Origin of the sequence: Anatilimnocola floriformis (assembly GCF_024256385.1) — a bacterium.
In the GTDB taxonomy this organism is placed as follows: domain Bacteria; phylum Planctomycetota; class Planctomycetia; order Pirellulales; family Pirellulaceae; genus Anatilimnocola; species Anatilimnocola floriformis.
Genome location: NZ_JAMLFW010000001.1, coordinates 4,430,283 through 4,450,837, shown reverse-complemented (window position 1 = coordinate 4,450,837; position 20,555 = coordinate 4,430,283). Strand labels below are relative to the sequence as shown.

The window sequence follows — 20,555 nt, the reverse complement described above, 5'->3', positions numbered from 1 at the left end:
TCGCACCCTTGAATTTCTGCCGCATGGAACGTCCCTGGTCTCAGCAAATTGGATACGACGCCTTCCGCGTCTTCGCACGATTGGCCGGAACGGTATGCTTTCGCCTGCGCTGGCAGGGCTCGGAAAACTTCCCGAAGGCCGGCGGCGGGTTGATTTGCTCCAACCATCAAAGCTTCTTTGATCCCGTGCTGGTCGGCCTGACCTGCAATCGCCGGATGAACTATCTGGCCCGCGATACGTTGTTCCACAATCCGATTCTCGCGCCGCTGATTCGTTACCTCGATGCCATTCCCATCGATCGCGAGGGTGGCGGCCTGGCCGGCTTGAAGGAAACGCTCCGCCGTCTCAAAGCGGGCGAGCAAGTGCTGATCTTTCCCGAGGGAACTCGCACTCCCGACGGCGAAGTACTGCCGCTGAAACCCGGATTTTGTTCCGTCGCTCGCCGCAGCAAAGCGCCACTCGTGCCGGTCGGCCTCGACGGCGCCTTCCAAGCCTGGCCGCGCACTGCGAAGTTGCCTCGCCTCGGCCGGATGGCCGTGGTCATTGGCGAGCCGATTTCCGCAGAACTGATTGCGAACATGAGCGATGAGCAAATCGTCACGGAACTAGCATCGCGAATCCAGCAATGCCACCAACAGGCCCGCGCGCTGCGCGAGTGAACGTTAGACGTGCCCATACGACTCAACAATCGTGTGGCCGGTCACTTCGCGCACGATGGCTGGAATGTTGATTTGCCACGACGGAGAGTTGAGCGGCGGCCAATTCCAAAAGCTGAACGAAAGATTGCCGAAGCCGAGCGGCGGATGGCAATGCCACTTGGTGACGTCAGTTTTCTTGCGGCAATGCAGACAAGCGACAGGAGCTTTGGATGCTTGCTCCGACCAGAGAGTCAGGCCGGAATTCAGCGACTCACCGAATTTCTCATCAAAGGCGTCGATCGCCTCACCGCACTTCGGGCAAACAAACCCTTCGCAGGCTTCTCCCAGCGCCCAAACATTAAAGTGCCTGCCGACCTCCGGTTCAACGCCGCAAGTCTTCAGTTCGCGAAAGTCATGTTCTCGCTTATCGCGCCGATAGGCCTGAGCGACACCTGGCCCTGGCATGTAACCACTCTTGCCGAGTACGCATTCTTTCGTCAATCTGCCAGTGATCAACTTCAGCTCGCGCAACCGATCGACGACCTGCTTGCAGACCGTGGGTGCATCTTTCAAAGAAACGTCGACATCCACCAGCATTTCAAATTCATCACTCATCGTAAGCAATCATCCCTCTCAACAACTGCTCTCAAATATTTCCCGAAGTCAGTTCGATCGTGTGCCCGTCACCTCGGCCACGATGGCTGGAATATCAATACTCCAGTCAGGCGAGTCGAACTCGGTCCAGTTCCAAAAGCTGAACGAGAGATTTCCGATTCCGAGCGGCGTACGACATTGCCATTTGGTGATATCCGTTTTCTTTTTGCAAAGCGGACAGGCAACGGGGCCTCGGCATTCTTCCTCTTGCCACTTCTGCACTGCATCGCAAATGGCGTAGAAGAATTCGTCGTCGCGGTTGCTGATTGGCTTGTTGCACTTCGAGCAAGTCGCTCCGGCCCAGGCTTCCGGAAATGCATAAGAGTTGTAATGCCCGCCGACGATCGGTTCCGCGCCATTCCAGCGATGGTCAAAGAACTCATAGCCTTTTTGCGGTGGAAAGAACTTGGTGATATCGTGGCGATAGACCTTGTACTTCGTGATCGCAGGTCCTGGCACATATCCACCACCCTCACCCAGCACACACTTCTTATTCAGTTTGCCGGTGATCAGCCCCAGTTTGCGAAACCGATCGATCACCTTCTTGCCCATCGCAGGAGCATCTTCCTCGGGGACTTCCACATCCACGATTCGTAAGTACGCATCAGACATCGGTCACTCTTTAGTTGCGAATTTTTGTCAGTGCCGCCCGCGATTCCTGAGCCGCGAGACGAACGGCCAGATGCTTGTCGGCAACAGCCGTCGTCAGGGCTTCGATCGTAGCGGGGCGCGCTTCGCCCAGTTGGCCGAGTCCCCGCGCGGCGGCTGCGCGAATTGCCTGATGCGGGTCCCGCAGTGCGCGGAGCAAATCATCGCCCGCCGCTTGGCCTGCAGTGCCCATGTTGCCGATTGCCTCCGCAGCGCGGCGGCGAATCGTGCGCGAGTCCGATTTCAGGGCAGTTTGCAAAGCAGGGATCGCTGGCGTGCCAATTCGGGAGAGGGCGTCGCGAGCATGATCGCCGGGCAGGTGTTTCGTCCCAACATTGCCGTAAAAGTCGCCGTCGACCGTGTACTGATCTTCGTCGTCGAGCAATTTAACGAGAGTCGTCGCCGCGCTGGCAGCAGCGGAGCCGATTTCGCCGAGCGCATCGGCAGCTTCACCGCGCACGCTGCAACCGTCGCAGCCGCAGAGCGCGATCAGAGCTTTGACGACTGCTGGTTCTTGAGTCCCCAAGTCGTGCAGCAACAACGCCGATCGCAGCCGGGCTTCCTTTTCCAGCACATCGCGAAAATAGGCGCTGTCCGTCGGCTCGGTGCCCACTGCCGTGAGTCCCGCAAGTAACTTCGCTTCAGCGGCGACTCGCTTGTTGCCCAGCGCGCGCCAAGCGTCCTTCGCCCCCGGATCCAAGCGATTCCATCGGTCGGCCTGCAACACTTCCGCCAACAGCACGACGGCGGAACTGTCGTCCGGATCGATGCGCACGAGCGCGGGAGCAATTGCACTGCGAACCTCAAGATACTCTCCATCTTTTTCCAGCGCCCGTCGCAACCTTGGAAGAGCAGCGCGACCGCGCGGCTCCAACTCCCCAACCGCCTGTGCGAATGTCTCGATGTTGTTGTTTCGATCAAAGTGGTCCTGCAGCAAATCGAGCAGACCGGGATGATCCGGCGCGACTCGCGTCAGCACCAAGGCGATATTCATCCGCTCTTCCGCTTTTTTCAGCCGCGGCTCGAGTAGCGGAATGACATCTTTCGCGGCTGGTCCCAATTCGCGTAGGTATCTTTGCAGCGCGGGTTCCAGGCGTTGATCCTTGCGGAGCATCTCAACGAGCGTGGGAACGACCTCTGCCACCGAGGGCTTTAACTCTTGCAGCGCTGCGGCCGCATGGTCTGCGAGGCTATAGGTTGTTCCAATGCCGCCGCCAGGAAAGGAAGTCCAGTCCCCTTTTTCGTTGAGCAAGTTGACTAACTCCGGCACGGCAACTTTGGCGCGCGGTCCCAGTTTGCCGAGATGAAAGGCCGCACTGGCTTGCACGGGAACGCTCTTGTCACGGAGTAACTTTTGCAGCGCTGCTACTGTCTCGTTGTCTGGTGGCATGGTCGCCAATTGGGACGCGGCCAGACTGCGAACCCGCTCATCAGGATCTTCGAGGGCCGCGAACAATTTGGGACGCGCCGCCGGCCCAATTTTGCCTAAAGCGATGGCTGCTTGATCGCTCACGAACCAGGCACGATGTGCGAAAACAAATGTGTGACCTTGGGTGTCGCGCAGCGATTTGCTCAAGCGGTCGATGGCCGGGGCCGCGGCTGGGCCGATGGCCGCGAGCGCATCGGCCGCGGCCAGACGCTCGCCGGTTTGCGGACTATCGAGCGCGGCGGTGAGCGCAGGCACAGCCGCTTCGGCGGCGGAGCCGATTTTTTGAATCAATTTGATCCCCGCGTCGTGGCCCCAGATGTCTTGAATTACATCACGGCGGGGATCGACTTCGTATTCCTTCACCAGCTTTGTGAGTGTCGGCAGCAGTGCCTCGGCGGGCTCATCGAGTTGCCACAGGGCGGCGGCGGCGTGGCCGCGAACCCAGGGGTCTTTGTCGTCGAGAAGTTTCTGGAGAGTCGCGAAAACTTCGGTGGACGTGGGCGAAGCAATCTCGCCGAGCGCCGTTGCGACCTCGGCGCGAACGTCTTTTTCCGGATCGTTGACGGCGGCGAGCAGAGCGGGCAACGCACTCTGCGAAACACGCGAGTGATACGACAGTGCCTCAACAGCTGATTTTCGGCGGAGGGCATTTTCGGCTCGAAGTGCGCCGACTAAAGTTTTCACGGACGGCTCGTTCTTTTTCTCGATGCGCAAAATTGCATCGGCGGCGGCGATGCGAATGTCGACGTTCGCATGCTCGAGCAAGTCGGCAATTTGTGGCCCGGTGCCCCGGGCGCGACGATCGAATCGGCCGATCTTTACCAGGGCATCGACTCGCCATTCCGAGTCACGGTGCGCCAACTTGACGAGCGCGGGCAAGCAGCCCACCAGCCCTTCGTGCGAAACGACAAGATCGCTCAAGCCATCCCACTGAACCGACGGATCGTCGCTGTTGAGTTTGGCGCTGACCGTCGCGACGTTTTCGGGTTCATCGGCGCGCAGCGAAGAAATCAGGCCATAGGTGAGAACCGCAAGAACGGCGGCGCGCAGGAAAGGATTCATCACGAAATTGCTCCGGCCAGCCCCGATAGGCTGGTGGCATTCTAGCGAAGTTCGCCCCGCGCAGCAAAAAGGGCGAGCTATCGATCGATAGCTCGCCCAGATTGTTGTTATCAAAAAATGTACAAGCACGATTCAACCCCTCACCCCAACCCTCTCCCCGGAGTACCGAGGAGAGGGAGTTAGGATTAAGAGCAAGAACCCGGCAGCTTACACAGCCACCAGCTCTTCCACGTGCTTCGCGAGCCGCTTCCGAGCGACGTGCAACCGCCGCTTGATCGTGCCGAGCGGCGCGTCGAATTCGTCGGCCATTTCGACCAGCGACTGACCCCGAACGTAGAAGGCTTCGAGCGTCTCCCGGTCGACATCGCCCAGCTGGGCGAGACCTTCCCGGACCCGATCCTTCCGCTCGTCCTCGAGCGCGTTCTCGAGCGGCGTCTCTTCGACGATGCAGTTCAGCTCGAGCGCTTCGTTATCGAGCGGCTGATCGTGGCTCTTCCGCACGACCCGGTTGATGGCCATCCGGTTCGTGATCGACCGCAACCAACCCGCGAAAGCTTCCGGCTGCCGCAGCTGGCTGATCTTCGTCAGGGCCTGGATGAACACGTCCTGGCACAGCTCCTGCGCCTCGGCGTAGTCACCCAACCGACGAATGGCGATCGCCAGCACATGCCGCTCGAACCGCTCGAACAACTCGCCAAAGGCGACCCGGTCACCCGTCTGAGCGCGCTGCACCAGGGCAATCAATTCCAAATTCTGCAATTCCAAAGTGTTTTCAAAACCGTTCATGATGGATGTTCTCTCGTTTGGTGCATTCGCAACCGAGCGAACCGAACCCTGCGAGCTGTGTCTGGATAGACGACGAGCGCGGGATCGGCCGGAGGCGGCGATGCAAAGTGCAGTGCGAGCAACGAGCGGCAACAGCGGCGGGCAACGCGAATGTGGAGCATCCACATCCAGCCCGGCTGGCATCCGCTACGGAGCGAGTAGGTTTTGTGAGTTGTCAGGCCGCTGCGTTAGCAGCACAAAGCCCGACTGATTACCCACATAACCGACTTCTGAACCCTTGCGGACGCCGGCTCCGGGATGATGGCCCGGGTCGTTGACTACTGAGGTCAACGGCTGGGCACAAATCCCGGAATAGCTGGCACGGAAGCCACGCAAACCACAAATCGGAGCGTTCATAGCCCGATTTGCCGCGCTTTATTCCTGCCGATCCGGTATCGAGATGGCGCGATGGGTGGCCTGCTACGCGCAGCGTACCCATACCTGCCACTGCCGTTACGGCTTGGCGATTCGCGGCGACGACGACATTACGCGTCACGGTGGCGATGGTATTGATGATGCTGCGCATTGCAAAACTCCCTTCGCGCGAGGCAAGGAGGCACTTTACTGGAGTGCCCTGCTCACGAGAGAAACGAAAAAAACAACAACGACTACTACAACTCCTGAGTGAAAAACTAGGCCGAATTGACGCTAATAAGTGCTCTGCTGCGAAGGATGTCCAGGCTTGCAAAGCCCAGACGCTCGAACCTCGCCCGCAAACAACTGCCAGCAAAAATTGGCTAACTTCTCCTCGACTGACACAAACTGTACCTGACCGTCAGCCCTGCATCCTCATAGTAAGGAGACTGGCTGACCGGCCTACCTATCAACCTCAGCGAAAAACGGCAAATTCGAGCGGCGACTTTGTCACCCGGCTCGGACCAGACCATGTCCGCTGTGGTTCTGTCAGGTTAGACGCCTTGGATCACCCAAGGTTCGCGCCTCCTGTGGAAAATATATCGACTTTTTTTGCAAGCGACCGACGATCCATTTTCCAAAGGTAACATTCACGCTGGCGACGCCCCCCTTTCATACCCCCAGATTATAACAGGCAATGCGAGAAGCCATTTTTTCTGCAAGTCATTGCAAAGAAAGACTTAAGGGCAAGAATCGCCAGCAATATTGCGTCCCAATTATCACACTTTATCGTAGCTAATTCGGGTAGTTTGTAATTGGCTAGTGGCTTGCGAAAAATCGACCATCCGCCTCCACACAGACACGGCAGAGCTGACAGCTCTGATCCGGCGTAGATCCGCCGCGGCGCAGTGGAATTGCGTGGGCCTTTGCAACCGTATTGAACCGGCGCGGCTACAATTGCACCGAAAACACGCCGCCGCTTGAAGTTCCGCTGCTATCACCCCATCCGTTATGGCCATTGAATTCGATTGCCCGAGCTGCAGAACACGCATTCGCGTCAACGACGACGCGGCGGGAAAAAAGGCCCGCTGTCCTAGTTGTCAGACCATTTCGGCGGTGCCGGACACTTCGTCGCCAGCAGCTCCCAGTTCCGGCCTGCAGCCGCTGACGCCACTGAGCGGAGGCGGAATATCGAGTCCGTTCGCATCCCTGCCGAGCGCTTCGTCGCCGTCTCCGGCACAGGCCAATCCGTTCAGCGATTTCGCACCTTCTGGCGGCAGACCCGTCGGTCCCGTGAACCCCTACGCGTCACCGACGTTTGCGGGTTCACCCATGGATCAGATGCCTCTGACCAACCAAGAGGTGCGACTAAAATTGCTCGGGCCGGCGATCGGTATCGTCATCGGCGTGGTGTTTTGTCTCTCTTACATGCTGCTGACAATCGCCGTTGGAGTTCTCAATCCCAATCCGCAAGGCCAGGACAAGGACGCACTGCTATTCACGGTGCTTGCTCTGGGCACCGTCGGCACATTGCACATCGGAGGCATGATTGTCGGGGCGGTCGCCATGTTCCGTGGCAAAGGTTTGCAGATGGCGTGGATCGGCTCGATTGCTGCGCTCTTGCCGTGCAGTCCTTGCTGTCTTTTTTGCATCGGTTTTGGCATTTGGGGAATTGTCGTTCTCTGTGATCCACGTGTGTCACGCGCGCTGAAATGACAACGAACGACAACGACTGAAATGAAGGTGAAGCGGTGACGCAGGCTACGTTGCTCTCGATTCAAGTTGCCCAGCCACAAACCTACGGCCGCGAAGATGCCGTCGATGAGAACGATCGTCTGTGGACCACCGCTTTTTTCAAACAGCCGATCACAGGACCAGCGGAAGTCACACCGCTCGGTATTGTTGGCGATGGCCAGGCCGACTTGCGATTTCATGGCGGCGTGGACAAGGCAGTGCTGACCTATTCGGCCGATCACTTTCCGTTTTGGAAACAGGAACACACGCAAGTCGATTGGTCAGGTGGCGCGTTTGGTGAGAACCTCACGGTTGCCGGATTGACGGAAGACACCGTTTGCATCGGCGATGTGTTTCAACTCGGCGGCGCGCGACTGGAAGTTTCTCAGCCGCGGCAGCCATGCTGGAAACTGTCGCGCCGGTGGCGAATCGCCGATCTTGCTCGGCAGGTAACTCAGAACGGGCGCAGCGGTTGGTATGTGCGTGTGTTGGAGCCAGGCGCGATCGATGCTGGAGAGCCTCTGCAATTGCTCGAGCGGCCGCATCCCACTTGGAACATCACCCGCGCTCAGCAGTTGATGTATTTCGAAAAGAAAAACTTGGCCGCGGCTGCGGAAATTGCGGCGCTCCCGCAACTAGCCGAAAGCTGGCGGGAAGTGTTTCAGGAACGAATCGCGAAGCGAACGTAACCGCCTACTCTGTCGCCAACCAATCGCTGCGTCCCGCCGGTGGTTTGAGCTCGTAGCGTTTGATTTTGCGATCGAGCGTTGAGCGCTCGACGCCCAGGATCGAAGCCGTTCGGCTTTTGTTCCAGTTAGTCGCGTTGAGCGTGGCGTGGATGTGCTTCTTTTCCAAGTCCTCGAGCGACATCGGCTCGAACGTGGCTTTGACGACCGGCAGTTCGTTGGAGTCGGTCGTTGTCGTGCCGAGCGTCGAAAGGTTGAGATCGTCGACGTCGATCAGATCAGTTCGCGAAAGAACCACGGCGCGCTCGATGACATTCTTCAACTCGCGAACATTGCCCGGCCACCGATAACTTTGCATTTGCTCGTTTGCTTCGGGCGTGAAGCCTTGGATCTTGCGGCCGGTTTCGGCGTTGTAGCGATCGAGAAAATAGTGGGCGAGCTCGATCACATCCTCGGGCCGTTTACGAAGTGGTGGGACATAGATCTCGACGACGCGCAGGCGAAAGTAAAGATCGCGGCGAAACGTACTGTCAGCCACGGCCCGTTCCAAGTCGCGGTTGGTGGCGGCGATGACGCGGACATCGACCTTGATCGGCGAACTGCCGCCGACGCGTTCGAAAGGATGGCCTTCGAGCACGCGGAGGAACTTCGCTTGAATCTGCGGGCTCATTTCGCCGATTTCGTCGAGCATGATCGTGCCACCATTGGCGGCTTCGAACTTGCCGATCTTACGCTCCGTTGCGCCGGTGAACGCGCCCCGTTCATGGCCAAAGAGTTCGCTTTCCAGCAGCGTTTCGGAAAGTGCAGCGCAATTCAAACAGACGAACGGGCCCTTTTTGCGCGGACTGGCGTAGTGCATTGCCCGGGCCACGAGTTCTTTGCCCACACCGCTTTCACCGCGGATCAGTACCGTCGCACGACTCGGCGCGGCGCGAGCAATTTGTTGTTGCACGCTGTTGAGCACCAGGCTGCTGCCGACGAGCTCGCTTTCGGCGCCGAGTTGCTTGCGGAGCTGCAGAATTTCGTTGCGCGTTTGATGCAGGTTTTCGGCGAGCTCTTGTTGCCGTTGCAAATTGCGGAGGGCCAGTGCGAGGTTCTCGGCGACCGCGAGTGTGAACTCTAGATCGTCGGGATCGGGAACGCGGGTGTCTTCGGTCGAGTAGAGATGAATCAACCCGATGACTTTTTTGTCCTGGCGGATCGGCGCGCACATCACGCTCGTAGCGTGGAACTCACCCTTGCTGTCGCGCAGACCGAGTTGACTGTCGCCTTCGATGTTGCGGGCGAGCACTGCTTCGCCGTCGCGGATGACTGTTGATGCCAAGAAACTCGAGGCGCGGTGATAGACCGGTTCGTGATCAGTGCGCGAAGCGACGACTTGCAGATCGGTGGGATTGCCGGCCCCCTCATAGCCGCGCGGCAGCAGCAGCACCGCGCCGGCATCGACGTGCGTCCCTTCGAACAGACCGTTCAATGCGAGATTTGCAACGCTGGGAATATCGGGCTGACTGGCAAGTTCGAACGCCAGCCGGCAAAGTTTCGCCGCGGCTTGGCCGATGCGCGGAATCGGCAAATCGCTGGCCTGCGAAGGCCGGAGGTAACGCGTCTGCCCGCGGCGATGCGTGATGTGCGTCGGTTCGTTGACCTCGTGCACGCTCGCGTCACCCACATCGAGCACTTCTCCGGTATCGGCGATCAGCGCGCCGAGAATGGTGTCGTCTCCCGTCGGCAGCGGCATCGAAATGGCGCTGCTGCTTTCGGGATCGGGAAAGGCGTGTGTGAGATCGTGTACGTAACCCAGCTGACAGTTGGCGATGCGGATGATGTCGCCCGGCTTGAGAACATTGTCGCCGCGGACCTGCTTGCCGTTGATGAACGTGCCGTTGCGGCTGTCGAGATCGCGGAGGGTCCATTCGCCGCGGTTCAAAAAGACTTCGATGTGGTTCCGGCTGCAACGTTCGTCCTTGATGACGATTTGGTTGGTGCCAGCCCGGCCGACGGTCACGGTTCGCCCAGGAACCAGGCGAAAAACGTCGGTCCACTTCGAGCCTTCGCGAATAACGAGATAAGCAAGCATGGCGGCCGAACGACCTGCGGAGATGAGAGAGGAACTGCGGCAGGGCAGTTCCTTTCACGTTAACTTCCGCTGGCGTGCTCCGGCAAGTAGCAAACTGTTGCAATTTGCTGCAATCTGGAGGCGGGTGGGCGATTTTGACACACACCCATCAACGATTGGCTATTTGGCCGTTGCGCCGCGCGTGCTGGCATCGGCGGTGGGATATTTGACCAGCAGGGTCAGGAATTTCTTGCCGTTTTTGTGCTTGGCTTGTTCGGTGGCGAAGATTCGCAGGCGTTTGAAGAACGCCGTATCCACCTCGATGCAACCGTGCGTGAAGCCTTTGTGCGAATCGTGCAGGTAAAAACCGCCTCGCTGCGAGGTCTTGGGATTGGGATGGCTCAGCATGATGAGGTTCAGGCGAACCCGATTCTTGCCCCAGGCGGACGAATTGAAGGTGTGACCTTGGTCGTCCTTCATGTCCTCCAGGCTCTCGATCCCCTGGCGGGTGTCGAGCGTGAAGTTGTCATCGCTGGGGTCCACGACATGCGCCGTGCCCGCGTTGTTGATGAAGAACTTGTATTGCCCCTCGGGAATCGGCCCGCGGTCGCGCTCGCCCTGTTCGTCGGCGGTCTGGTGGTTGGTCATGCCCGAAGTGGCGGCAAACTCTTTGGTCTTTTTGAAATTGCCCACCCCAAACCAAAAGAGGTGCTTGCCGTTGTAGTGCAGATCTGTTGCGGTCATAAGGACTTACCTTCGCTGGAAGAGCTGACTCGCGATCCTCGCAAAGTCTAGGAACGCAATCCGGAGCGGCAAGCGTGACGAAAAGTTACAAATTCGATCTATGCGGGTTGCCGCATTCGCGATACCCCCATGGGTACTTCGGTGTTTGATGCTTTACAGACCGGGATGCAGGCACAGCCAGTATTTCTTGTATTTCATCTTTTCGGGGAGTGGTAAGCAATGAAGTTTCGCATCGGCATGGTGGCAGCGTTATTGGCTGTCGGGCTCGTTTCTCTCGCACAGGCACAACCGGGCGGCGGCCGAGGCGGTCCTGGCGGCGGTGGGCCGGGTGGCTTTGGTGGTGGCGGTGCCGGCGGCCTGCTTCAAGATGACAAGGTGAAGGCCGAGTTGAATCTGGTCCCCGATCAAGAAAAGAAGATTGATGCCCTGGTCGAATCGCAACGCGAAAAGGCCGGCGACTTCTTCCGTGGCATGCGCGATCTGTCGGAAGACGAACGGACCGCGAAGTTCCGCGAATTCCGCGAAACCACGCAAAAGGAATTCGACGCCATCCTGTTGCCCCAGCAGCGTGAACGCCTCAAGCAGTTGATGCTGCAACGTTCGTCGCAATTCACTCGTTCGCCGGGCGGGATCAACGACGATCTGGCCAAGGAATTGAACATTACTGACGCTCAGAAGGAAGCTCTGGCGAAGAAGGCTGAAGAAGTTCGCGCCGAACTGCAAAAGAAAATCGCCAAACTTCAAGAAGAAACCAAGGCTGAAATCCTGAGTGTTCTGACCTCGGAACAGCGGGCCAAGCTCGACAAGGCGCTCGGCGCCAAGTTCGAATTCAGCCAGCCGCAATTCGGTGGTGGTCCCGGTGGCCAAGGTGGTCCTGGCGGCCAAGGTAACCGTGGCGGCCAAGGTAACCGTGGCGGCGGCCGTGGTGCTCCGCTGCAACGTCCCGCCAACGGCGACTAAGGATTGCAGATCTCAGAGTTAAGATTGCAGGTTGGATGCCATTTCAGCCTGCCATCGCTAATCTGCAATTGGTAGAAACTTCGCCCGCAGGCTGTGGGTACGATCGCGTATCGCCTCAGTGCTGGAAATTTCCGCTGCCGCCCTGATTAAGCTTGGGCGGCGCGGAGCGGCGCTTTATGATGGATAGCTGCTCGCCTGTTGCCGGCCGCCGATGGCTGGTCCTGCCTGAAACGATGTGCTTCGACCCTCCCCCTACCCGTCTGGAACACGATGGAAGCCGGTGAAATTCTGCTGCGCCGCGGATTGATCGATCAGCGGCAGCTTACCCAGTCGCGCTCGCAGGCCAACGGTCACGGCGATGGTATTCGTCTGATCGAAACCGTCGTGCAGTTGGGCTTCCTGACCGAAGAGGCGGCCTTGCGCGCGGTCGGCGACGAAGTGGGCATTGATTTCATCGATCTGACCGAAGCCGAGGTTGATCTTTCGTTGCTGAAGACTTTTCCGCAGCGGCTGATTCACCGGCAAACGCTCTTTCCTATTCGCCGCGACAGTGGGCAGTTGTTGGTGGCGACCAGCAACCCTTTCGATCTCTATCCGCTCGACGAAGTTTCGGCTGCGACCGGTTTCTCGGTCATGCCGGTCCTTGCTTCGCGGATGGAAATCTCGAAGCTCATCAAAAAGCACTTGGGCGTCGGCAGCGAAACGGTCGATGGCCTGGTCGCAGCGGCCGTCAAAGATGAAGACGATGGGATCGAACTCCTCAGCGAGATCGAAACCGATGGCAGCGAACTATCGGAAATGGCCCAGGAGGCCTCGGTTGTTCGCCTGGTGAACGAAATTCTGCTGGAAGCGATCGAGTCGCGAGCGAGCGACGTGCACATCGAATCGCAGCCCTCGGGCGTCGTGATTCGTTACCGCGTCGACGGTTTGCTGCAAACGCAGCCCGTGCCGCCGGAAATCAATCGCTTTCAATCGGCCATCATCAGCCGTTTGAAAATCATGGCGCGGCTCAACATCGCTGAGAAGCGATTGCCGCAAGACGGCCGTATGAAGCTAAAGGTTTCGGGCCGCGAAATCGACATTCGTTTGTCGATCATCCCGATGATCCACGGCGAAGGCCTGGTCATGCGCGTGCTCGACAAGGGCGCGATGAAATTCGATCTGCAACAGATCGGTATGGAGAAGGATACGTACAAAGCGTTCCGCGAATCGATCGATCTGCCGCACGGCATCATTCTGGTGACGGGGCCGACCGGTTCCGGCAAAACGACGACGCTCTATAGTGCGCTGCTCGAGATCAATACGCCGGACGTGAAGATCATCACGACCGAAGATCCTGTTGAATATCAGCTGCAGGGCATCAACCAGATTCAGGTTCACACCAAGATCGGTTTGACGTTCGGCCAATCGCTCCGTTCGATCTTGCGTCACGATCCAGACATCGTGCTCGTCGGCGAAATTCGCGATCTGGAAACGGCGGAGAACGCGATTCAAGCATCGCTAACGGGCCACTTGGTGTTCAGCACGCTCCACACCAACGACGCGGCCAGCGCTTACACGCGGCTCGTCGATATGGGTGTCGAGCCGTTCCTCGTGGCGAGCACTGTCGAAGCAGTGATGGCCCAGCGGTTGTTACGCCGTCTCTGCCCGAGCTGCAAGAAGCCGATCACATTGGGCAAAGAAGACGCCCCTCAAGACTTCCCCTGGGATCAATTGCCCGGGCGACAACTCTACGGACCAAGCGGTTGCCGTGAATGTCGCACGACTGGTTATCGCGGCCGGCTTGGCATTTACGAATTGCTGATCACCGACAACGACATTCGCCAGTTGGCCCACGACCGCGTCAGCAGCTGGAAGATCGTCGAAGCGGCCACCAAGCAAGGGATGATCACGCTCCGGCAAGATGGCTGGCGGAAGGTCCTGAATGGTGTCAGTAGTGTCGAAGAAGTCGTTCGTAACGCTAAAGCCGATTTTAGCATGTTGATTAAGAGGGCTGAGGGAACTGCTCACTAGCAGCGGTTTTTTCAGCGTTGATTAGGATGGAGATTTAAGGTCACCGCTCACTAACTTCAGCCCCTCACCCCAGCCCTCTCCCCGGAGTACCGAGGAGAGGGAGTTCATATAAATCCCAGCCCCTCCGCACATGCCTGATTTCGCTTACACCGCTCGCACGCTCACCGGTCAAAAAGTTACCGGCATGATTGCTGCGCAGTCGGAACGCGAAGCCATTTCGTTGTTGGCTGGCAAGACGTTGTTCCCGCTGCAGGTGACCGTCGGCAAGGGATATCTGGCGCCGGGGGCAAAGCTCAAGGTGCGCGGCAACATCATGGCTGGCGTTTACAACCAGCTGGCCGCGCTGCTCCGCAGCGGCGTGCCGTTGTTGCGATCGCTGGCGGTGCTCCGCGATCAAACGTCGAACAAGAATCTGAAGTCGATCCTCACCGAGGTGCATCACAAGGTCGAGGACGGCAACTCGATGGCCGACATCATGCAACGCTTTCCGAAAGCGTTCAGCGAGATGGCCATCAACATGGTGCGCGCGGGACAAGAAGGCGGCTTTCTCGAAGACGCGCTCGAACGGGTGGCATCGTTCACCGAACTGCAGGAAGAGCTCAAGGGCCGCACGATGAGTGCGATCGCCTATCCGATCATTCTGGGTGTTGTTGGTTCGTCGGTGGTTACTGGCCTGATTGTGTTCTTCGTGCCGAAGTTTGCGGTGATGTTCGAAAAGCTCCGCGAGCGCGGCGAACTGCCGTGGATGACCGACGCCCTGCTTAACTTCAGCTACTTTTGTCGTTCGTGGGGCTGGTTGCTCGTGATCGCGGCCGTGGTCGGCTGGATCTTTGTCTACATGCGGCTGCAGACCGAAGAAGGCCGGTTGCTGAGCGATCGATTGAAGCTCAAGGTGCCGGTGGCGGGAAGCATTTTTCAAGCCTTCGCGGTGGCTCGGTTCTGCCGCGTGCTGGGAACGCTGCTGCACAATGGCGTGCCGATTTTGAAGGCGCTCGATATCAGTCGCGATGCCTCGGGCAATAAGGTCATCTCGCAGGCTGTGGCAGCCGCGGCCGAAAATATCTCGTCCGGTCAAACCCTGGCCGGGCCACTCGCCTCGAGCGGTCACTTTCCCAAGATGGTGGTCGAAATGATCGCCGTGGCTGAGGAATCGAATACCCTCGACAAGGTGTTGGTCGACATGGCCGACGGCCTCGAGCGGCGGACGACCCGGCAGCTCGACTTGCTGGTGAAGCTGCTGGAGCCCCTCATGCTGGTGGTTCTGGCGGCGGTTATTCTGATGGTGGTCATTGCCTTGCTGGTGCCAATCATCAAGATGGCGGGCGCTCTGGGTTAATAGATTTTAATAATTCGGCCGCGAACGAATTTTTGCGGCATCCCGGCGAGACTGATGGCGTCCGCAGGGGTTAAATGAGTTGGAAGTCAGGTTTTAGTAGAAGGAAGCGGATATGCGGACCTCTCTGGTCAATCGGCGGCGGCAGAAACGGCGTGGTTTTACGCTCATCGAAATCTTGCTCGTGCTCGGGATTCTCGTGGTCCTGGGTTCGATCGTCGGTGTGTCGGTGCTGCAAATGCAAGCGACTGCCTACGAACGGGCCGCCAAGAATCAGCTGAACCAGTTGAGCAGCGCCTGCACGGCTTACCAACTCGACGTCGGCATGCCGCCATCGACCCTCGAGGGTCTGGTGAACGCTCCTGACGATGTGCCGGAAGGCAAGTGGAAGGGCCCCTACCTGCAAAAGGGGGTCGTGCCGGTTGATCCCTGGGATCAGCAATACAACTACGAGCCGAATGGTGAGAACTACACCATCACTTCAAACGGCAAGGATCGGGTTTCGGGAACTCAGGACGACATTCGTCTCTAGGAATGGTTGGTCTGAAACAGGTGAGCGATGCATCCCGGCGAATGTCATTCTGTCGCCCAGTTTTCGCGGTCCGCTAATTCGCGGTCCGTTGAATTGCTGCCTGCACAGACTCGCCGTGCGTTCACGCTCATCGAAATCATGATGGTGCTGCTGATCCTGGTTGTCGCCGGCGCGGTTGTCGCGCCGAACGTGCTCAACATGCTCCGCCGCCAACGTCTGAAGAGTGCGGCCGAATCGATGCGCATCGCCTGGTCGCGAGCCCACGTTAAAGCGATGAAGACCGGCCGCATTCAGGTCTTCCGCTACGAGCTGAACGGCAATCAATTCTCGCTGCAGCCCTGGACTTCGGGCGATGAAGCAACCGAGGGCGAATCGGAAGCAACCAACGGCTTTGGTGGCACCGTAGAAGCTCCCGACGCAACCGTCGAAACCAAGAAGCTGGAAGATGGCATTACGTTCGCCGCGGGCGAAGCGAAGTTTCAGGCGCGGGCTTCCGCGGTAGAGACCTCGCTGCAGAATGCCGGTACAGCCGAAGGTGGCCAGTGGTCCCGGCCGATTCTGTTTTATCCGGATGGTTCGGCGACCGACGCTTACGTGATCGTGAGCGATTTGAAACAAGACGCCTATCGAATCAACCTGCGCGGCCTGACTGGCACGAGTCAGGTCAGCGATGAAAAGAAGCTGGATGATCTGCTGGCCGCCATTCAACCAGGCGAGGTGACTCCATGAGTAATCGTCGTGGTTTGTCACTGCTCGAAGTGATGCTGGCCCTCACCATTCTGGGCGGCGCGCTCGCTGTGCTCGGCTTTCACGTCCGCACTGGTGCTCGCTCGGCTGCCATCGCTCGCGATTCGACGACGGCTCAGTTGCTCGCCGAAAGCAAGATGGCCGAGATTGCCAGCGGCATCACCTTGCCCGAAACGGTCGTAAAAGAGCCCGCCGATGATTCGGGCGAATGGTTGTGCTCGGTCGAAATGTTGCCCATCGATCAGGAAGGTTTGCTCTCCATTCAAGTGTTGGTCGAACAAGACCCCGCGGTCACCACGACGCCGGTTACCTTCAAACTCACACGCTGGATCGTCGATCCGCAAGTCGAAGCCGATGCCAAACTGGCCGCGGCGGAAATGAAAAAATCGATCGGCGCAAATGCCAACCAAGGCCAGGCTTCGGCGGGGAGCACTTCGGCGGCTGCGCAACTCGGTGCAGCTGCAGGGGCCGCTGGTGCTGGTGCCGGAGCAGGCGGGCTCGGTGGCATTGGGGGTGGTCAAGGTGGTGCTGGTGGACAAGGCCCTGGCGGCAACGGTAACGGTCCGGGGGGTAACGGCGGCTTTGGTGGGAATGGCGGCTTTGGCGGACAAGGACCGGGCGGCGGCCAAGGCCCCGGTGGTGGTGGACAAGGTCCAGGCGGCGGTCCGCGTGGTGGTGGCAACGGAGCTGGCGGGAATGGTCCCGGCGGTAACGGTGGCGGACCACGCGGAGGAGGCGGTCAAGGTCCGGGTGGTGGACAAGGCGCCGGCGGCGGTGGGCCCCGTGGTGGTGGAGGCGGCGGCCAAGGTCCAGGCGGTGGTGGTGGACGAGGTGGCGGCGGCGGTGGAACTCGCGGTGGTGGTGGCGGCGGTGGAACTCGCGGTGGTGGTGGCGGCGGTGGCCGAGGAGGATCCGGTGGACGCTAAAACAACTTTCAACTCGAAGGCCCTTCGTCGCGGTGTCACGCTGCTCGAGTTGCTCCTCGCGCTCGGGCTCAGCACGATCGTGATGGCGCTCATCGCCATGTCGATCAATTTGAATTTCAAGATGTTCGATACTCGGCGAACGAGCATCGAAGAGTCGCGCCTCGCGCGCTCCGTGCTTCGTCACATGGCCGATGATATTCGCGCTGCCGTGCAGCACATGCCGCCCGATCTCAAAGGGCTGGAAACGGTCCTGGGCAATTCGCAGATCGCCAGCAACTCGCTTTCGAGCGCTGGGCTGGGTGCATTGACCGGCGCTACAGGCCAAACCGGCGCTAACGGCAATCAAACGGGCGGCACGGGCGCTCAAGGCAACAACGGCTCGCAGAACGGCCAGCAACAAACGGGCGGTGCGCAAAATGGCACCGGCGGTGGTGCTCAAAACGGTACCGGTGGCGGAACGCAAACGGGGACGGGCGGCGGCACGCAGACTGGCACCGGCACTGGCGGTCAAACGACAACCACGACCTCGGGCACGACCGGCAGCGTTGGTCAGCAAACGGCGCAAGCCGGTTCGATCTACGGCGATCAGCAACAGGCGGGTGGCATCATCGGCGTGTATGGCACGAGCACCGAGCTGCAGATCGACATCAGCCGTCTGCCGCGCGTCGATCAATTTCAGGCCGAGGTCGATCCCACGCAGTTGGCCGGCGTGGTCGACATTCCCAGCGATATGAAAACCGTCAGCTATTACTTGCGGCCGGAAGAAGGAATGACGGATGTCGGGCAAGATGGTCGCGGTCGTGGCTTGATGCGGCGGGTGTTGGATCGGGCTGTTTCGAATTACGAATCGAGCAGCGGCGTTTCGAACGGCACGCTCGGCGCTCCGGAACTGATGGCTGAAGAAGTCGTCGGGTTGCAGTTCATGTATTTCGATGGTGCAAGCTGGAGCAGCGAGTGGGATTCGGCGTCGATGGAAGGCCTGCCGGTTGCCATCGAGATCACGGTGATTTTGCAAAGCAAAGAAGAACAAGAAGCCAAGAGCAGCGGCACGGCGAGCTCGAAGGACGAAGAGAACGAGCGCCTTTACACGCTGACGGTGAATCTGCCGACGGCGACTTCCTACGACGAAAAACAGCAAGCGGCTGCTGCGGCCGAAGAAGAGACCGCACTGTCGCAATCGGGCAGCATCGACACCTCGGGCGACTCCGCCGCGGCAGGAATGACCGGCGCTGGCGCCGGTGGTCTGGGAGCTGGCATGGGAGGCGCTGGTGGTGCTGGCCAACAAGGTGGTGGCCGCGGACAAAACGGCGGCGGCCAAGGTGGTCAGGGCAATGGCCCGGGCGGCAACGGTGGTGGTCCTGGCGGAAACGGCCCCGGTGGAAATGGTGGCAACGGCCCTGGCGGCAACGGCGGTCAGGGTGGTGGTCGAGGCGGTCAGGGACAAGGCGGCCAAGGGGGCGGAGGTCGCGGTGGCCAAGGAGGTCAAGGCGGCCAGGGTGGTGGTGGTCGAGGCAGCGGTGGCACTGGTGGTGGCGGAGCCCGAGGCGGTGGTGGCGGCGGCGGTGGAGGTGGTCGTGGCCGCTAAACGTCGTCGCTCAGCGAAACAACAGCAGCGCTCTCGGCGCGGCATGATCTTGGTCATCGTGTTCGTGGTGATCATGTTTCTCGCGTTGGGCGCGTACTCCTTCACCGACCTGATGCTCACTCATCACGAATCGGCTCAGCTCACGGGCATGCAGGTGCAAACCCGGCAGCTCGTCGACTCCGGCAGAGATCTGACGCGGTTCTTTCTCTCGAAGCCTCCCGCCACGCGGTTGCAAGCCGGTGGTGTGTTCAATAATCCGGACCAATTCAAAGGGATCACGATCGTTCCCGATGATGATCCGAAGAAGCGCGGCAGCGTTTGCATTTTGTCGCCGAATTTGAATGACGATGGCAATCTCGCCGGACTCCGGTATGGCCTGGAGGATGAATCGACGCGGCTGAATTTGAATACGTTGCTGGTGCTCGAGGCGCAGCAAGAAGGCGCAGCCGTGCAACTGCTCATGAGCCTGCCGCGCATGACCGAAGAAGTCGCCAACGCGATTCTCGATTGGCTCGATCCCGATGATGAACCCCGGCCGCTCGGCGCCGAGGTTGATTACTATTCCGGTTTGACTCCTCCCTATCGTCCCAAGAACGGTCCGCTTGATTCGGTCGAGGAGTTGCTGCTGGTGCGCGGCATTACTCCCGAACTGCTGATCGGCGCCGACGTGAATCGCAACGGCACACTCGATCCGCAAGAAGGTGGCGGCACCGGGGCCACGACATCGGCCAGCGATCGTGGGTGGGGGGCCTACTTCACGCTGCATAGCCTCGAATCGAATCTGCAAGAGAACGGCCAACCTCGCGTTTATCTCAATGGCAACGATATGCAGTTGCTGAGCGACAGCTTGCTCGCGGCCGATTTTCCGCAGGACTGGGTCAACTTCATCATTGCCTATCGGCAAAACGGTCCGAATGCAGCCGCCGGCCAGGCGAGCAGCCCGGCCAGCAATTTGCCCGCTCCCGATCTGACGAAGGCCGCCCGCATTCCGCTTACTCAGTTGCTCGACCTGTGTGACGCACGACTACGAATCACGAACAACGGCACAACGATGGTCATTCAGTCGCCGTTCAACAGCGGTTTGGCTGGTGGCATGCCTGTGTGGTTGCCGAAGCTGATGGACACTTGCACGATCAATCCTGCCGTGACGATTCCCGGCCGGATCAATATCAACCAGGCTCCGGCCCACATCCTCCGTGGCATTCCCGGAATGACCGACGACATCGTGACCGAGATTCTGTCGCGGCGCGAGTACGAACCGGCCGCCGACAACGCCAACAAACGGCACGAAACGTGGATCATGGCCGAGGGAATTGTCACGCTCGAAGAAATGCGGACCCTCATGCCGTTCGTTTGTGCGGGTGGCGATGTTTATCGGGCGCAAATCGTTGGTTATTACCAGAGTGGCGAAGCGTCGTCGCGAGTGGAGGCGATTTTCGATGCTTCCGTGGCTCCCACGCGCGTATTATTCTGGAGAGACCTGAGCCATTACGGCCGGGGATACGCGGTGGAAACGCTAGGGGTCGATTTCCTGGAAGGTGGCACGACGCCGACCGTTCCTGGCGGTTTGCAATGAAGTAGCTGAAGTCGTGAGATTTCAGGCAGTTAACTCGTCATCTTTTGAGCTCT

Annotated in this window: 17 protein-coding genes and 1 pseudogene; 12 read left to right on the top strand and 6 right to left on the bottom strand. The window is 59.3% G+C overall.

The window, feature by feature from the left end; genetic code table 11:
* Positions 1-23: 23 nt before the first annotated feature.
* Positions 24-659, top strand: a complete 636-nt coding sequence (locus M9Q49_RS17280; RefSeq protein WP_254510053.1) for a lysophospholipid acyltransferase family protein — start codon at positions 24-26, stop codon at positions 657-659.
* A 3-nt stretch (positions 660-662) separates the two neighbouring features.
* Here the strand turns inward: M9Q49_RS17280 and M9Q49_RS17275 are convergent, their stop codons facing one another.
* The 4 genes from M9Q49_RS17275 to M9Q49_RS17260 form a co-directional block, all read right to left on the bottom strand.
* The gene (locus tag M9Q49_RS17275) at positions 663-1,253 is read right to left on the bottom strand and encodes a hypothetical protein (protein WP_254510052.1); all 591 of its coding nucleotides are present in this window, start codon (positions 1,251-1,253) and stop codon (positions 663-665) included.
* Positions 1,254-1,301: 48 nt separating this feature from the next.
* The gene (locus M9Q49_RS17270; protein ID WP_254510051.1) at positions 1,302-1,904 is read right to left on the bottom strand and encodes a hypothetical protein; all 603 of its coding nucleotides are present in this window, start codon (positions 1,902-1,904) and stop codon (positions 1,302-1,304) included.
* A gap of 10 nt (positions 1,905-1,914) precedes the next feature.
* A complete protein-coding gene (locus tag M9Q49_RS17265) occupies positions 1,915-4,431 on the bottom strand; it encodes a HEAT repeat domain-containing protein (protein WP_254510050.1) in 2,517 nt (838 codons plus the stop codon).
* A gap of 207 nt (positions 4,432-4,638) precedes the next feature.
* Positions 4,639-5,196, bottom strand: coding sequence for an RNA polymerase sigma factor (locus tag M9Q49_RS17260; RefSeq protein WP_254510049.1), 558 nt, complete (start codon positions 5,194-5,196; stop codon positions 4,639-4,641).
* Positions 5,197-6,621: 1,425 nt separating this feature from the next.
* On the opposite strand from M9Q49_RS17260, the pseudogene M9Q49_RS36105 reads away from it, so the two are divergent.
* The 3 genes and pseudogenes from M9Q49_RS36105 to M9Q49_RS17250 all read left to right on the top strand — a co-directional run.
* Positions 6,622-6,705: pseudogene (locus M9Q49_RS36105) on the top strand (MJ0042-type zinc finger domain-containing protein); the annotation flags it as partial.
* 237 nt (positions 6,706-6,942) lie between these two features.
* Entirely contained in the window at positions 6,943-7,326 is a 384-nt protein-coding gene (locus tag M9Q49_RS17255) for a hypothetical protein (protein ID WP_254510048.1), read from the top strand.
* 35 nt (positions 7,327-7,361) lie between these two features.
* Complete coding sequence (locus tag M9Q49_RS17250; RefSeq protein ID WP_254510047.1) at positions 7,362-8,033, top strand: MOSC domain-containing protein; 672 nt, start codon at positions 7,362-7,364, stop codon at positions 8,031-8,033.
* A 4-nt stretch (positions 8,034-8,037) separates the two neighbouring features.
* Here the strand turns inward: M9Q49_RS17250 and M9Q49_RS17245 are convergent, their stop codons facing one another.
* Entirely contained in the window at positions 8,038-10,107 is a 2,070-nt protein-coding gene (locus tag M9Q49_RS17245) for a sigma 54-interacting transcriptional regulator (RefSeq protein ID WP_254510046.1), read from the bottom strand.
* Positions 10,108-10,266: 159 nt separating this feature from the next.
* The gene (locus tag M9Q49_RS17240) at positions 10,267-10,830 is read right to left on the bottom strand and encodes a hypothetical protein (RefSeq protein WP_254510045.1); all 564 of its coding nucleotides are present in this window, start codon (positions 10,828-10,830) and stop codon (positions 10,267-10,269) included.
* Positions 10,831-11,049: 219 nt separating this feature from the next.
* On the opposite strand from M9Q49_RS17240, the gene M9Q49_RS17235 reads away from it, so the two are divergent.
* The 8 genes from M9Q49_RS17235 to M9Q49_RS17200 all read left to right on the top strand — a co-directional run bounded on the left by M9Q49_RS17235 (position 11,050) and on the right by M9Q49_RS17200 (position 20,502).
* Positions 11,050-11,790: a hypothetical protein gene (locus M9Q49_RS17235; protein ID WP_254510044.1), complete on the top strand. Its 741-nt coding sequence runs from the start codon at positions 11,050-11,052 to the stop codon at positions 11,788-11,790.
* A 270-nt stretch (positions 11,791-12,060) separates the two neighbouring features.
* Positions 12,061-13,803, top strand: a complete 1,743-nt coding sequence (locus M9Q49_RS17230; protein ID WP_254510043.1) for a GspE/PulE family protein — start codon at positions 12,061-12,063, stop codon at positions 13,801-13,803.
* A 130-nt stretch (positions 13,804-13,933) separates the two neighbouring features.
* Positions 13,934-15,139: a type II secretion system F family protein gene (locus tag M9Q49_RS17225; protein ID WP_254510042.1), complete on the top strand. Its 1,206-nt coding sequence runs from the start codon at positions 13,934-13,936 to the stop codon at positions 15,137-15,139.
* Positions 15,140-15,251: 112 nt separating this feature from the next.
* A complete protein-coding gene (gspG, locus tag M9Q49_RS17220; RefSeq protein WP_254510041.1) occupies positions 15,252-15,668 on the top strand; it encodes a type II secretion system major pseudopilin GspG in 417 nt (138 codons plus the stop codon).
* Between the two features lie 93 nt (positions 15,669-15,761).
* A complete protein-coding gene (locus M9Q49_RS17215; protein ID WP_254510040.1) occupies positions 15,762-16,397 on the top strand; it encodes a pilus assembly FimT family protein in 636 nt (211 codons plus the stop codon).
* Entirely contained in the window at positions 16,394-17,341 is a 948-nt protein-coding gene (locus M9Q49_RS17210) for a type IV pilus modification PilV family protein (protein ID WP_254510039.1), read from the top strand. The genes M9Q49_RS17215 and M9Q49_RS17210 overlap by 4 nt, the downstream gene beginning before the upstream one ends.
* Positions 17,238-18,926, top strand: a complete 1,689-nt coding sequence (locus M9Q49_RS35475; protein ID WP_261365066.1) for a type II secretion system protein GspJ — start codon at positions 17,238-17,240, stop codon at positions 18,924-18,926. The genes M9Q49_RS17210 and M9Q49_RS35475 overlap by 104 nt, the downstream gene beginning before the upstream one ends.
* Positions 18,916-20,502 carry a type II secretion system minor pseudopilin gene (locus tag M9Q49_RS17200; protein ID WP_254510038.1) on the top strand — a complete coding sequence of 529 codons (1,587 nt, stop codon included), beginning with the start codon at positions 18,916-18,918 and terminating at the stop codon, positions 20,500-20,502. The genes M9Q49_RS35475 and M9Q49_RS17200 overlap by 11 nt, the downstream gene beginning before the upstream one ends.
* Positions 20,503-20,555 lie beyond the last annotated feature (53 nt).

Excerpts from the sequence above, each read along its gene's own strand:
- M9Q49_RS17225 (WP_254510042.1), top strand. The coding sequence starts at position 13,934 with ATGCCTGATTTCGCTTACACCGCTCGCACGCTCACCGGTCAAAAAGTT.
- M9Q49_RS17255 (WP_254510048.1), top strand. The coding sequence starts at position 6,943 with ATGGATCAGATGCCTCTGACCAACCAAGAGGTGCGACTAAAATTGCTC.
- M9Q49_RS17245 (WP_254510046.1), bottom strand. The coding sequence starts at position 10,107 with ATGCTTGCTTATCTCGTTATTCGCGAAGGCTCGAAGTGGACCGACGTT.
- M9Q49_RS17265 (WP_254510050.1), bottom strand. The coding sequence starts at position 4,431 with ATGAATCCTTTCCTGCGCGCCGCCGTTCTTGCGGTTCTCACCTATGGC.
- M9Q49_RS17280 (WP_254510053.1), top strand. The coding sequence starts at position 24 with ATGGAACGTCCCTGGTCTCAGCAAATTGGATACGACGCCTTCCGCGTC.
- M9Q49_RS17210 (WP_254510039.1), top strand. The coding sequence starts at position 16,394 with ATGAGTAATCGTCGTGGTTTGTCACTGCTCGAAGTGATGCTGGCCCTC.
- gspG (WP_254510041.1), top strand. The coding sequence starts at position 15,252 with ATGCGGACCTCTCTGGTCAATCGGCGGCGGCAGAAACGGCGTGGTTTT.
- M9Q49_RS17235 (WP_254510044.1), top strand. The coding sequence starts at position 11,050 with ATGAAGTTTCGCATCGGCATGGTGGCAGCGTTATTGGCTGTCGGGCTC.
- M9Q49_RS17270 (WP_254510051.1), bottom strand. The coding sequence starts at position 1,904 with ATGTCTGATGCGTACTTACGAATCGTGGATGTGGAAGTCCCCGAGGAA.
- M9Q49_RS17240 (WP_254510045.1), bottom strand. The coding sequence starts at position 10,830 with ATGACCGCAACAGATCTGCACTACAACGGCAAGCACCTCTTTTGGTTT.
- M9Q49_RS17275 (WP_254510052.1), bottom strand. The coding sequence starts at position 1,253 with ATGAGTGATGAATTTGAAATGCTGGTGGATGTCGACGTTTCTTTGAAA.
- M9Q49_RS17230 (WP_254510043.1), top strand. The coding sequence starts at position 12,061 with ATGGAAGCCGGTGAAATTCTGCTGCGCCGCGGATTGATCGATCAGCGG.